We start from the raw sequence: 13,287 nt of genomic DNA, 5'->3' as shown, positions 1-13,287 counted from the left end.
CCCGCGCCCGCCGTCCGCCCGCGCTGCGGCGCTCAGGCGCTGAAGCCGCCCGGGCCGGTGGGGCGCAGCGCGGCCGCGACCGCGTCGGCCAGGGGCCCGACCTCGGCGTCGTCGAGGGAGCTGACGGTGATCCGGATGCCCGGCTCGGCCCCGATCCGGAACAGCGCGCCCGGGGCCACCGACCAGCCGGCGTCCCGCAGCGCGGTCACCGCGACGGTCTCGTCCGGCACCGGGAGCCAGACGTTGATGCCGCTACGGCCGTAGGCGGTCAGCCCCCGGGCGGCGAGGGCGGCGAGCAGGTCGCCGCGACGCCGCTCGTACTCCTGCCCCGCCCGGCGGACCAGCCCGGCGGTGGCCGGGTCACGCCAGAGCGACAGCACGAGACGTTGCAGCACGGTGGAGACCCAGCCGGCGCCGACCCGGGCCCGGCCGGCGACCCGGGCCACCGTCGTCTCGTCGCCGGTCAGCACGGCCAGCCGCAGGTCGGGCCCGAAGGGTTTGCTCACCGACCGGACGAAGGCCCACGCCGGGGTCGCCCCGGCGAGGGGGTGCAGCGGCAGGTGGGCCAGTTCGGCGGCGTGGTCGTCCTCGATCAGCAGCAGGTCGGGACGGCCGGCGAGCAGGTCACGCAGCGTGGCGGCGCGGTCGGCGCCGACGGCGGCGCCGGTCGGGTTCTGCGCGCGGCTGGTCACCACCAGGGCCCGCGCGCCGAGGGCCAGGGCGTCGCGCACGCCGGCCACGGTGGGGCCGGCGGAGTCCACCGGTACGCCGATCGGGCGCAGCCCCGCCGCGGCGACCAGGTCGAGCAGGTTGGCCCAGCCCGGGTCCTCCACCGCCACCGCGTCACCGGGACTCAGGTGCGCGGCGAGCAGCCGCTCGATGCCGTCCAACGCTCCCCCGGTGACGGTGATCTCCTCCGCCGGCACCCCGTCGGCCACGAGGCGAGCGCGGGCCGCCTCGGCCAGCTCGGGGAGCACGGCGGTCGACGCGTACCCGACGGGTGGGCCGATCTCGGCGGCGAGCGCGGCCAGGTGCGGGCCGAGCGGGGGCAGCAGCCGGGGATCCGGCTGGCCCTGGGAGAGGTCGCGGGCGCCGGGGGCGGGCGCGGGGCGCAACGCGGCACGGCGGGTGGCGACCGGCGGGCGGGGCCGGACCCGGGTGCCGTGCCGGCCGGCGGTGACCACCAGGCCCCGCCGGCGCAGTTCCTGGTACGCCTTCGCGACGGTGGCCGGGCTGACCGCCAGCTCGGCGGCGAGCGCCCGGACGGCGGGCAGCGCGCTGCCGGCCGCCAGCGCACCGGTGCGGATGCCGGTTTCCACGCTGGCCGAGATGGCGGCGGAGCTGCCGCCGGTGATCTGATAACGTACTGCCACAGTTCCAGGATTGTACTAGCACGAAGGTGGGATGTCACATGTACGCCCCGACCGCGCGGACGACCGCCAGCCGCTCCCGGGACCGGATGAGCTACGACCGGGCGGCGGCGCACGCGGTGCTCGACGAGGCGTACCACTGCGTGCTGGGGTTCACCGTCGACGGCGAGCCCCGACTGCTGCCCACCCTGCACGTACGCATCGGCGACACCCTCTACCTGCACGGCTCCACCGGCAGCCGGCCGCTGCTGGCCGCCCGGGGCGACGCCGGGCTGCGGATCTGTGTCACCGTCACGCTGCTCGACGGGCTGGTCTACGGCCGCTCGCAGTTCCACCACAGCGCCAACTACCGCTCCGTGGTGGCGCACGGCGTCGCCCGCCTGGTCGGCGACGAGGCCGAGAAGCGCGAGATGCTGACCGCCCTGGTCGAGAAGGTGGGCGCGGGTCGCAGCGCCGACAGCCGGCCGCCGAGCCGCCGGGAGCTGGCCGAGACGGCCGTGCTGGCGCTGCCACTGCACGAGGTGTCGGTGCGCTCCCGCAGCGGCGGTGTCCGCGACGAGTCGGGCGACTACGCGCTGCCGTACTGGGCCGGGGTGGTGCCGCTGCGGCTGACCGCCGGGCTGCCCGAGCCGGACGCGGGGGTGACCGCGCCGGTGCCGGCGTACCTGCGGACCGCCGGCTCGCCGTGGCGGGAGGCGGCCACCCTGCGCGGCACGCACGTGCTGCTGGAGCCGCTGGACCTGGCGCACGCCGACGAGCTCTTCACCGCCACCGCGCAGCCGGAGGTCTGGGCGCACCTGGGCCACCCGCAGCCGGTGACCCCGGCCGACATGCGGGCGATCGTCGCCGCCGCGCTCGCCGCCGGGCAGCGCGGCGAGCGGGTGCCGTGGGTGCAGCGCTGCGCGCGCACCGGAGCGGTGGTCGGCACCACCTCCTACTACGACGTCGACCCGGAACGGCGGTCGGTGGCCATCGGGCACACCTGGCTGGGCCGGCCGTGGTGGCGAAGCGGGATCAACACCGAGGCCAAGCTGCTGCTGCTCACCCGCGCCTTCGACGAGCTGGGCGCGGTCCGGGTGGCCTGGCACACCGACATCCGCAACACCCGCTCGCAGGCGGCTATCGCGCGGCTCGGTGCGACCCGGGAGGGCGTGCTGCGGATGCACCGGCAGCGCCCCGACGGCTCCTGGCGGGACACCGTGCAGTACGCGATGACCGTCGACGAGTGGCCGAACGCACAGGTCGCGCTGCGGGAACGACTTCACCGCACGGCACCGGTGGGGTGAGGATGGCGGGCGTGCTGGGCATCACCGACATCTGGACGTACGTGCTGGGGACCGTGGCGATCATCCTGCTGCCGGGTCCCAATTCGCTCTTCGTGCTCTCCACCGCCGCGAAGCGGGGGGTGGGGGCCGGTTACCGCGCCGCCGGCGGGGTGTTCGTCGGCGACGGGGTGCTGATGTTCCTCTCCGCCGCCGGGGTGGCGTCGCTGCTCAAGGCGTACCCGCCGCTCTTCCTGGTGATCAAGTACGCGGGCGCGGCGTACCTCGGCTACGTCGGGTTGACGATGCTGCGCGGCGCCTGGCGGCGCTGGCGCGACCGCAACGACCCGACGGCGCCCCGCCTGATCGACGCGGCGGAGCCGGCGGCGATGCGCAGCCCGTTCCGCAAGGCGCTGGTGATCAGCCTGCTCAACCCGAAGGCGATCCTCTTCTTCATCTCGTTCTTCATCCAGTTCGTCGACCCGGGCTACGCCTGGCCGGCGCTGTCGTTCCTGCTGCTCGGGCTGATCGCCCAGGTGACCAGCGCGCTCTACCTGACCATGCTGATCTTCGCGGGCACCTTCCTCGCCGCCCAGTTCCGGCGTCGGCGGCGGCTGGCCGCGGGCGCCACCACCGGGGTGGGGGTGCTCTTCCTCGGCTTCGGCCTCAAGCTCGCCACCGCCTCGGTCTGACCCGGCCGCTCACGACCACAGGCCGGTCACGACCACAGGCCGGGCACGACCACAGGCCGGGCAGGGGAGCCTCCGACCACCACTCGGCGGAAGGCCGCGCGGGCCGGTCACTGCCCACGCCCACGGTGCGACGGTGGGCGCCGGGCCGGTCAGGGCGGCCCGGCCGGGCAGCCCTGTGAGCCGGTGGCGGCGCGTCCGGCGTCAGGTGCCGTCACCGCCACCGCCACCGCCGCCGATGCCCGGGCCGCCGGCGGTGCCACCCAGCCCGTAGCCGGGGGCGACCGGCTGATCCGGTGGGCGGCTGACGTGCGCGGACTCGGTGACCCGGGCGGACCAGTCGGAGTGGGCGGCCGCCGCCGCGTGCCGGTTGATGGCCGCCCGTAGCCAGCCGTCCACGGTGGCGACCCAGTCCCGTCGCTCCGCGTCGGCGTGCCAGATTCGGAACCGGCTGATGCTCTGGTGGCTGATCCCGGTCAGGGAGAGCCGGCGGTCCAGCCAGAGCAGCACCTCCAGGCCGGCCGAGTTGGCCACGAAGATCAGTTCCAGCTCGGTGAGGGGACCCGCGTAGAGGGGCGCCACCCAGTACCCGAGGCGTTGGTGCAGCGGCAGGGCCTGCTCGACCCCGGGCAGCCGGCCCTGCACCAGGCCCGCCTGCCGCAGCATGAAGCCGAGCGTGTCCAACGCGGCCAGGATGTGCTGCTGCAGGGGGAGCGGGTGGACGAGGACCGGCACCATCGCGCCCACGTCCCGGTCCAGGTCGACGGAGACCTCGGTACGCAGTCCCGTGCGCAGGCTCATCAGCGGCACCCCGCCGAGGACCGTCACCGGGGTCTCCCACGGCAGCGGCAGCGCGAAGTCGACCGCCCGCCGCCGCCCGGCCGGCACCACGAACCGGCCGGCGATCGACAGCTGGTGGTACTGCACCAGTCGACGAGCGGCGTCCGGATCCTCCGGTTCGGCGGTGGCCACCAGCCCGAGCCGGATGCGCCGGACGGGCACGTCGTCCCGACCTGCGGTGAGCGTCACCCGCCCGGGCAGGCGCAGTCCGGGCCGGGTGCTCGGGTTGGTCAGGGTGGTGCTCACCGACAGCCCGCTCCACCCGGACTCCCGCGCCACCCCGGTCAACCGCATCGCGCCGCTCCCCCGTCGTCACCGCACGGGGCCGTCTTCCCGCTCTCCGGCCGGGCACGCCACCGGATCGACCCGCCGCCCGACCCCGGGACGCCGACCGACCCCGGGACACGGACCGGCCGCCGGATCACGGGGATCCGGCGGCCGGTCGGGGACAGGGACGGGGGCGGGTCAGCGCATGCGCCGCCCGCGCGGCACCGGGTCGGTTTCGTCGTCGAACTCGCCGATGACCTCTTCCAGCAGGTCCTCCAGCGCCACGAACCCGATCGGCCGGGTCGGGCCGCCGCCGTTGCGGACCAGCGCCAACTGGGCCTGGTCGGCCCGCATCGCGGCCACCGCCTCGGTGACCGACGAGGCCGCCGGCAGGGTGAACGCGCGGGTCATCAGCTCACCCGCGGTCGCCGGCCGGCCGGTGGTGACGGCCCGCACCGCCTCCCGTACGTGGACCAGGCCGCAGACCTCGCCGGACGGGTCGAGCACGGCGAGCCGGGACCGGCCGCTGTCGCGGCTGACCTGCTCGATGCGCTCGGCGGAGTCGTCCCGGCGGACCGTGACGATCCGGTCGAAGGGCTCCATCACGTCGGCGACGGTGGTGCCCTGCAACTCCAGCATGCTGGTCAGCAGCTGGTGCTGCTCGGCGCCGAGCATGCCGTGCTCACGGGACTGTTCCAGCAGGATGCGCAGCTCGTCCGGGCCGTGCACCTGGGCGAGCTGGTCCTGCTGCTGCACGCCGACCAGCCGCAGCATCGCGTTCGCCAGCGCGTTGAGCGCCGACAGCACCGGGCGGGCGATCCGGGCGAAGGCCCGGAACGGCAGGGCCAGCAGCAGCGCCGACCGCTCGGCGTCGGTGATCGCCCACGACTTCGGGGCCATCTCGCCGACCACCAGGTGCAGGAAGGTCACCAAGCCGAGGGCGAGGACCAGGGCGATCACGTGGCTGGCCGCGTCCGGCAGCCCGACCGCGTGCAGCAGCGGGCTGAGCAGGTGCTCGATCGCCGGTTCGGCCAGGGCGCCGAGGCCCAGGGTGCACAGGGTGATGCCGAGCTGGGCGCCGGCCAGCATCAGCGACAGCTCGCGGACCCCGTCCAGGGCGGCGCGGGCAGCCCGGCCACCGCCGGCGGCGGACTGCTCCAGCCGGTAGCGCTTCGCGGCCACCAGCGCGAACTCGGCGGCCACGAAGAAGCCGTTGAGCGCGAGCAGCAGCACGGAGACCAGCAGGGCGACGGTGGGGCTCATCGGGCCTCCTCCGTCCCCGTGCCGCCGGCCATCCGCAGCCGGACCGAGTCGGCGACGTGCCGGTCCACCGCGAGCACCTCGACGAGGGCCTTCGGCCGTTCGGCCGGCTCCTCGCCGTCGGCGGGCAGGGTGATCTCCAGCCGGTCACCGACCTCGGGCACCCGTCCCAGCTCACGCATCACCAGGCCGGAGAGGGTGTCGTACTCGGGGGCCTCGGGCAGCGCGATGCCGGTGCTGTCGGCCACCTCGTCGATCCGCCAGCGGGCCGGCACGATCCAGGAGCCGTCGGCCTGCCGCGCGGGCGACCGCTCCGGCGGGTCGTCCTCGTCGCGGATCGGGCCGACCAGCTCCTCGGCGAGGTCCTCCAGCGTGATCACGCCGGCGAAGCCGCCGTACTCGTCGACCACGCAGGCGAGCTGCCGGTGTCCGGACCGCAGCCGGTCCAGCACCGTCGGCAGCGGCAGGGTCTCCGGCACCAGCAACGGGGGTACGGCCACCGCGCTGACCGGGGTGCTGCCCCGCCGCGCCGGGGGTACGCCCAGCACGTCGGCGATGCCGACCACACCGACCAGGTCGTCCACCCCCTCGGCGCCGCGCACCGGGAACCGGGAGTGACCGGTGTCGAGCAGCTCGACGATCCGGCTGACCGGCTCGTGGGCCCGTACGGTGTGCACGTGGACCCGGGGGACCATGGCCTCCCCGGCGGTCAGCTCCCGGAAGTCGAGCCCCCGGTCGAGCAGGTCGGACATCTCGGCGTCGAGGTGCCCCTCCTCGCGGGACTCGGCGATGATCTGTTCCAGGTCCTCCGGGGTGGCGCCGCTGGGCAGCTCCTCGATCGGCTCGATGCCGATCCGGCGCAGCAGTCGCACCGCGGCCCGGTCGAACAGCGTGATCAGCGGGCCGGCGACCTTCAGGTAGATCAGGGTGGAGCGGCTCAGCGCCCGGGCCAGGCCCTCGGCGCGGGCGATGGCCAGGTTCTTCGGGGCCAGCTCACCGAGGACCATCTGCACCACGGTGGCGATGGTCAGGGCCAGCGCGACCGAGAGCGGCAGGCTGACCGTCGTGGAGACCCCGGCGCCGCCGAGCAGCTCGGCCAGCCCGGCGCCCAGGTACGGCTCGGCGACGTAACCGACGAGCAGGGCGGTGACGGTGATGCCGAGCTGGGCGCCGGAGAGCATGAAGGAGAGCCGGGCGGTGACCTCCAGCGCCCGGGCGGACGCCGGGTCACCGTCGTCGGCGCGTTGCTTGAGCTTGCCGCGGTCCACCGCGACGTAGCCGAACTCCTGCGCCACGAAGTACCCGGTGGCGGCGGTGAGGACGATGATGAGTACGAGACCGACGACGATCAACACGGGTCGCTCAGGGCTCCCGGGGTCGTCGGGCCGAAGGGATGCCGGGCACGACCCGGCTGGCTACTGCTGCCCTCCTGGGCAGAGGAGTCGATCATGCGGCAATTCTATCGGCGGTCGCTGAAGGCCCGCTGAAGGTGGGGACAATGGCGCTGCTCGTCCCCTATCTGCCCCGGTCCGCCAGCTCGTCGACGTCGAGCAGGTCCCGGTCGACCCGGCCGGACCGGTAGGCGGCCCGGCCGATCATCTGCGCGGCGACCGGCGCGGTGGCCAGCTGGAAGATCCCCACCAGCAGGATCATGCCCAGGTCGGTCGGGGTACGCAGCCGCAACGCCAGCCCGACCAGCAGCAGCAGCACGCCGAGCACCTGCGGTTTGGTGGCCGCGTGCATCCGGTCCAGCACGTCCGGGAAGCGCAGCACCCCGATGCCGGCGGCGAGGCTGAGCAGGGCGCCCGCCACCAGGGCCGCCGCGCCGAGCCAGTCGAGGACGGCGCCCGCGCTCACGCCTCCTCCCGGACGGCGAAGCGGACCAGCGCCACCGAGCCGACGAAGCCGAGCATGGCGAGCACCACCAGCACGGGCAGTGTGGTGGCGTGCCGGTTGACGGCCGCCTCGGCGCCCACCGCGCCGAGCATGGTGGCGAGCAGCAGGTCGGCGGCGATCACCCGGTCGAGCAGGGACGGGCCCCGGTAGATCCGGGCCAGGGCCAGCAGCGCGGTGACCGACAGCAGCACGGTCAGCACGACGGCGAGGACGACGGTCATGTCTCGGACCTCCGGTCGGCGGGATCGGTGGAGGGGGCGGCGGGATCGGTGCAGAGCTGGCGCAGCTCCGCGTCGGAGCCGATCGCCCGGACGACACGCTGCTCGACGGCGAGGACCCGGTCGCGGCTGCCGGTCAGGTCCTGCGGCCCCCGCACGTCGAGCACGTGCACGTAGAGCACCCCGGCGTCGCGGTCCACCTCGACGATCAGGGTGCCGGGGACCAGGGAGAGCAGTTCGGCGGTGAGCGCCAGGTTGAGGTCGCTGCGCACCCGCAGCCGTACCCCGATGATCGCGCCCCGGGGCCGGTAGCCGGGGCGGACCGCGATCGCGGCGACGTGGACGCTGGCGCTGACCAGTTCGACGACGAACGTGCCGGCCAGGACCAGCAGCGCCCTGGGCCGCAGCCGGCCGCCGAAGGAGACCGGCGGGAGCGGGAAGAAGAGCAGCACCGCCGCGCCGACCAGCGTCCCGCCCACCAGGTTGGCCCAGGTGACCTCGCCCCAGAGCAGGTTCCACACGGCGATCAGCCAGCCCAGCGCGATCGCCTGGTCCCGCCAGCGGCCGAACCGGCCGGGCGGCGGGGGCGGGGTCACCGCGCGCCGCCCGGCAGGACGGCCTCCACGTACGGGGTGCGCAGCCGCAGGTCGGCCGCGGCGTCGGCGGTGACGCGGAAGAGCGGACCGGCGGCGAGGGTGAGCACCAGTCCGAGCGCCACCAGGGCGACGGTGGCCCCGACCATGAGCTGCGGCAGCCGCACCACCGGTTCGGCGGTGGCCAGCCGGGGCGCCCGCCAGAAGGCGATGTTCCACACCCGCGACGCCGCGTAGAGGGTGAGCAGGCTGGTCAGGGTGCCGGCGGCCACCAGCACCCAGGGCAGCGGGCCGCCGACGGCCACGCCGGCCTGGAGCAGGCCCAGCTTGCCGAGGAAGCCGGAGAAGGGCGGGATGCCGGCGAGGTTCATCGCGGGGACGAAGAAGAGCACCGCCAGCAGCGGGGTGATCCGCGCCAGACCGCCGAGCCGACGCAGGTCGGTGCTGCCGGCCCGCTCCTCGACCAGACCGGCGACCAGGAAGAGGGTGGTCTGGACGGTGATGTGGTGCACCACGTAGAAGATCGCGCCGGAGAGCGCGGCGGCGGTGCTCAGCGCCACCCCGAAGATCATGTAACCGATGTGGCTGACCAGGGTGAACGAGAAGAGCCGCTTCAGGTCCGACTGGGCCACCGCGCCCAGCACACCGATCACCATGGTCAGCCCGGCGACCACCATGAGCAGCCCGGAGACGTCCCCGCCGGGGAAGAGCAGCGTCTCGGTGCGGATGATGGCGTACACGCCGACCTTGGTGAGCAGGCCGGCGAAGACGGCGGTCACCGGGGCCGGCGCGGTCGGGTAGCTGTCCGGCAACCAGGCGGAGAGCGGGAAGACCGCCGCCTTGATCCCGAAGGCGAGCAGCAGCGTCAGTTGCAACCCCAGCCGTACGCCGTCGGGCAGCGCGTCGAGCCGGGCGGCGAGCTGCGCCATGTTGAGGGTGCCGGTGGCCGCGTACACCAGGCCCGTCGCGGCCAGGAAGATCAGCGAGGACAGGACGCTGACCACGACGTACGTCGAGCCGGTGCGGATCCGGGTCTCGGTCCCGCCCAGCGTGATCAGCACGAAGCTCGCGGCGAGCAGCATCTCGAAGCCGACGAAGAGGTTGAACAGGTCACCCGCGAGGAAGGCGTTGGTGATGCCGGCGGTCAGCACCAGGTAGGTCGGGTGGAAGATGCTCACCGGCGCCGACTCGCTGGTCTCGCTGCGGCCCTGCCCGATGGAGTAGAGCAGCACGCACAGGGTCACCGCCGAGGAGACCACCAGCATCAGCGCGGCCAACTGGTCAGCGATGAGCACGATCCCCACCGGCGCCGGCCAGCCACCCACCTGCACCACCACCGGGCCGTTCCGGTACGCCTCGACCAGCAGCAGCGACGCGACGAGCAGGTTGGCGGCGAGCGCCACCACGCTGACCGTCCGCTGCGCCCGGGGCCAGGGCGCCAGGATCAGGGTGAGGGCCGCCCCGAGCAGCGGCACCACCACCGGCAGCGGGACGAGGGCGGTCACTGCTCGCCCCCGGATCGGCGCAGCCGGCGGTGGGCCGGCCCGGGGTCGACCTGCTCCGGGTCCTCGCCCGACCCCTCGCCGCCGAGGTCGCGGCTGGCGATCTCGTTGCGCTCGGCGAGCCGGACGATCTGCCGGTCCTCCAGGTCGTCCTGCACCTCGTCGTCGCCGCTGAGGTACCAGCTGCGGTACGCCACGGCGGCCAGGAAGGCGGTCAGCCCGAAGGTGATCACGATGGCGGTGAGGATCATCGCCTGGGGCAGCGGGTCGCTGAAGTCACCGGGCGGGCCGGCGCCCACCACGGGGGCGCCGCCGGACCGGCCGCCGAGCAGGATGAGCAGGTTCACGCCGTTGCCGAGCAGGATGACGCCGAGCAGGATCCGGGTCAGGCTCCGCTCCAGCAGCAGCGTCACCCCGGTGCCGGCGAGCACGCCCACGGCGAGCACCAGCACGATGGTCGGCCCCGTGCCGCCGCTGTTCACGTCGACTCCCCGTCCCGGACGACCAGGCCGCGCTCGGACCTGCCGGCCGCCTCGATGTGCCGGTCCACCTCGGCGCCGAGGCTGCGCAGGATGTCCAGCATCAGCCCGACCACGACGAGGTAGACGCCGACGTCGAAGAAGAGCGAGGTCACCAGGTAGGGCCCGCCGAGCCCGGGCAGCGGCAGGTCGACCTTGGTGCTCTCCAGCACCGTGCCGGTGGCGAGCAGTCCCACCACGCCGCTGCCGACGGAGATCGCCAGTCCGGCGCCGAGCACCGGCCCGGCCCCGACCGGGGCGCTCTCGGCGAGCTCGTACCGGCCGCCGGCGAGGTAGCGCAGGGCCAGGGCCAGGCTCGCGACCAGACCGCCGGAGAAGCCGCCGCCCGGGGCGTTGTGGCCGGAGAAGAGCAGGAAGAGCGAGAAGAGCACGAGGGTGTGGAACACCAGCCGGGTGACCACCTCGAAGACGATCGAGCGATGCCACTCGTGGAGGGTGGGGCCACCGCGCAGCCAGACCGTGCGCCGGTCGCGGTGCGGCTCGGACGGCTCCCGGCGGCGGGGCCGGGGCCCGGTGCGGGACCGCTCGAAGATCAGGCTGGCCACCCCGGTGGCGGCCACCACCAGCACCGAGATCTCGCCCATGGTGTCCCAGGCCCGCAGGTCGACGAGTGTCACGTTGACCACGTTGCGGCCGTACCCCTGCAGGACCGCGAGGTCGGGGAAGGCCACGGAGATCGGTTCGGCGGTGCGGGCGGTGGCGGCGGTCAGGGCGAGCCCGGCGAGCACCACTCCGACGGCGAGGCCGATCAGTCGCCGGGTCCAGCGGCTGCGGCGCAGCGGACGGGCGGAGAACCGCTCCGGCAGGCGGCGCAGCACCAGCACGAAGACCGCGATGGTGGCGGTCTCCACCAGGAACTGGGTCAGCGCCAGGTCGGGCGCGCCGTGCAGCACGAAGAGCATGGCGGTGCCGTAGCCGGTCACCCCGACCAGCAGCATCGCGGTGAGCCGGCGGCGGGCGGCCACCGCGAACAGCGCGGCGATGGAGATCACCAGGGTCACCATCAGCTGCACCGGGCTGTCCCACAGGGCGACCCGCTCCGCCCAGGGCCGGGTGGCCAGCAGCGTGCCGCCGGGCACCAGCACCAGCGCGAGCAGCACGGTACCCAGGTACTGCGGCAGGGAACCGCGCTGGGTCGCGCCGGTGACCTCGATGGCCAGCCGGTCGAAGCGGTCAGTGACCCACTCGTACCCCTGGTTGCCGCCGACCGGCGAGCGGAGCCGGGCCAGCGCCGGGGCGAGCGGGCCGCGCACCGCGTGCAGCGCCACCCCGCCGGCCAGCGCCAGCGCCGACAGGCCGAGCGCCGGGGTGAGGCCGTGCCAGAGGGCCAGCTTCTCGTGCGGCTCGCCGAAGAGTCCGGCGTACGGGCGCAGCAGCCCGTCCAGCCCGGTGGCGGCGGGCCCGGCGACCAGCCCGGCGAGGGCGAGCAGCGCCGGCGGCGCCAGCATCGCCACCGGCACCGGGGCCGCCTCGGTGGGCGGGGCGCCCGGCCGGGTGCCGAAGGCGCCCCAGAGGAACCGGACGCTGTACGCGACGGTGAGCGCGGTCCCCGCCACCAGCCCGGCGAGCAGCAGCGGCCGCTCGGTGAGCGCGGCGAGGACCGCCTCCTTGGCGACGAAGCCGAGCAGCGGCGGGACCCCGGCCATGGACGCCGCGGCCAGCGTGGCGACCCCGGCGAGCACCGGCGCGCGCCGGCCGAGTCCGCTGAGTTCCCGCAGGTCACGGGTGCCGACGTCGTGGTCGATGATGCCGACGACGAGGAAGAGCGCCGCCTTGAACAGGGCGTGCGCCAGCAGCATCGCGACCCCGGCGAGCGCGGCGTCGGCGGTGCCGGCGCCGAGCACCACCGCCAGCAGACCGAGCTGGCTGACCGTGCCGTACGCCAGCAGCAGCTTCAGGTCGCACTGGCGCAGCGCGGCCCAGCCGCCGGCGATCATGGTGACCACGCCGAGGGTGAGCACCACCGGCCGCCACGGGCCGGCGTCGGCGAGCACCGGGGCGAGCAGCCCGATCAGGTAGACGCCGGCCTTGACCATGGCGGCCGCGTGCAGGTACGCGCTGACCGGGGTGGGCGCGGCCATCGCCACCGGCAGCCAGGCGTTGAACGGCACGATCGCCGACTTGGCCAGCGCCCCGGTGAGGATCAGCGCCACCGCGACGCCGAGGGCGGCGCCGCCGGGCAGCGGCGCCCCGGCGATCACCGACCAGCGGTAGCTGCCGGCGTGGTCCCCGAGGATGAGGAACCCGACGAGCATGGCCAGCCCGCCGAGAGTGGTGACGGTCAGCGCCTGGGCGGCGGCCCACCGGCTGGACCGCCGCTCGGTGCTGTGCCCGATCAACAGGTAGGAGAAGACCGTGGTCAGCTCCCAGAAGACGTAGAGCAGCAGCAGGTCGTCGGCAAGGACCAGGCCGAGCATCGCCCCGGCGAAGGCGACCAGCACCGCGACGAAGCGGGTCAGCCCGACCGCGTCGCGCGCGAAGTACCGGCCGCAGTAGACCAGCACCAGGGCGCCGACGCCGCCGACCAGCAGGGTCATCAGCCAGGACAGGGTCGTCATCCGCAGGGCCACGTCGAGGTGGAGCTGGCTGATCCAGGCGTACGTCTCGACGACCGCGCCGCCGTCGTGCACGGTGGGCGTACGGGCCAGCGCCCAGCCGACGGCGGCGGCCGGGGCGAGCGCCAGCGGGTAGCAGGCACGCGGTCCCCACCGGCGGACGAGCAGCGGCGCGGCGAGCGCCGCCACCAGGTGGAGGAGCAGCAGTACGAGCACGCGTCCTCCCCGGTCGGGCTGGCGGCGCGCGCCGGGTCGGTTTGTCCCGGCCAGCACCGATCACACGCCAGATCGCCGCC

General features: G+C 74.8%; 12 protein-coding genes. 2 read left to right on the top strand and 10 right to left on the bottom strand.

The features are described 5' to 3' along the window. Positions 1–32: 32 nt before the first annotated feature. Complete coding sequence (locus GA0070614_RS23575; RefSeq protein ID WP_088978011.1) at positions 33–1,373, bottom strand: aminotransferase class I/II-fold pyridoxal phosphate-dependent enzyme; 1,341 nt, start codon at positions 1,371–1,373, stop codon at positions 33–35. 38 nt (positions 1,374–1,411) lie between these two features. Between GA0070614_RS23575 and GA0070614_RS23570 the strand changes: the two genes are divergently transcribed. Next, the gene (locus tag GA0070614_RS23570; protein ID WP_088978010.1) at positions 1,412–2,656 is read left to right on the top strand and encodes a bifunctional pyridoxamine 5'-phosphate oxidase family protein/GNAT family N-acetyltransferase; all 1,245 of its coding nucleotides are present in this window, start codon (positions 1,412–1,414) and stop codon (positions 2,654–2,656) included. A gap of 2 nt (positions 2,657–2,658) precedes the next feature. Beyond that, positions 2,659–3,324, top strand: coding sequence for a leucine efflux protein LeuE (gene leuE / locus GA0070614_RS23565; protein ID WP_088978009.1), 666 nt, complete (start codon positions 2,659–2,661; stop codon positions 3,322–3,324). A 201-nt stretch (positions 3,325–3,525) separates the two neighbouring features. Here leuE and GA0070614_RS23560 read toward each other — a convergent pair whose 3' ends face one another. From GA0070614_RS23560 to GA0070614_RS23520, 9 genes are all read right to left on the bottom strand, one after another. Next, positions 3,526–4,455, bottom strand: a complete 930-nt coding sequence (locus GA0070614_RS23560) for a sporulation protein (RefSeq protein WP_088978008.1) — start codon at positions 4,453–4,455, stop codon at positions 3,526–3,528. 171 nt (positions 4,456–4,626) lie between these two features. After that, the gene (locus GA0070614_RS23555) at positions 4,627–5,691 is read right to left on the bottom strand and encodes a hemolysin family protein (protein ID WP_088978007.1); all 1,065 of its coding nucleotides are present in this window, start codon (positions 5,689–5,691) and stop codon (positions 4,627–4,629) included. Then, entirely contained in the window at positions 5,688–7,043 is a 1,356-nt protein-coding gene (locus GA0070614_RS23550) for a hemolysin family protein (protein ID WP_088978006.1), read from the bottom strand. The genes GA0070614_RS23555 and GA0070614_RS23550 overlap by 4 nt, the downstream gene beginning before the upstream one ends. Positions 7,044–7,203: 160 nt before the next feature. Beyond that, complete coding sequence (mnhG, locus tag GA0070614_RS23545) at positions 7,204–7,545, bottom strand: monovalent cation/H(+) antiporter subunit G (RefSeq protein WP_088978005.1); 342 nt, start codon at positions 7,543–7,545, stop codon at positions 7,204–7,206. Further along, a complete protein-coding gene (locus tag GA0070614_RS23540) occupies positions 7,542–7,805 on the bottom strand; it encodes a monovalent cation/H+ antiporter complex subunit F (protein WP_088978004.1) in 264 nt (87 codons plus the stop codon). Before GA0070614_RS23540 ends, mnhG begins: the two co-directional genes overlap by 4 nt. After that, on the bottom strand, positions 7,802–8,398 hold the full coding sequence (locus GA0070614_RS23535) for a Na+/H+ antiporter subunit E (RefSeq protein WP_088978003.1): 597 nt from the start codon (positions 8,396–8,398) through the stop codon (positions 7,802–7,804). Before GA0070614_RS23535 ends, GA0070614_RS23540 begins: the two co-directional genes overlap by 4 nt. Beyond that, positions 8,395–9,900 (bottom strand): Na+/H+ antiporter subunit D, encoded by a 1,506-nt coding sequence (locus GA0070614_RS23530; RefSeq protein ID WP_088978002.1) that lies wholly within the window; start codon positions 9,898–9,900, stop codon positions 8,395–8,397. Before GA0070614_RS23530 ends, GA0070614_RS23535 begins: the two co-directional genes overlap by 4 nt. Further along, positions 9,897–10,379, bottom strand: coding sequence for a Na(+)/H(+) antiporter subunit C (locus GA0070614_RS23525; RefSeq protein ID WP_088978001.1), 483 nt, complete (start codon positions 10,377–10,379; stop codon positions 9,897–9,899). The genes GA0070614_RS23530 and GA0070614_RS23525 overlap by 4 nt, the downstream gene beginning before the upstream one ends. After that, complete coding sequence (locus tag GA0070614_RS23520; RefSeq protein ID WP_088978000.1) at positions 10,376–13,207, bottom strand: Na+/H+ antiporter subunit A; 2,832 nt, start codon at positions 13,205–13,207, stop codon at positions 10,376–10,378. Before GA0070614_RS23520 ends, GA0070614_RS23525 begins: the two co-directional genes overlap by 4 nt. Between the last annotated feature and the right edge of the window lie 80 nt (positions 13,208–13,287).

Source organism: Micromonospora coxensis (assembly GCF_900090295.1).
GTDB classification, from domain to species: domain Bacteria; phylum Actinomycetota; class Actinomycetes; order Mycobacteriales; family Micromonosporaceae; genus Micromonospora; species Micromonospora coxensis.
The sequence above is the reverse complement of the archived record's forward strand: the minus strand, read 5'-3'. Positions and strand labels throughout refer to the sequence as shown.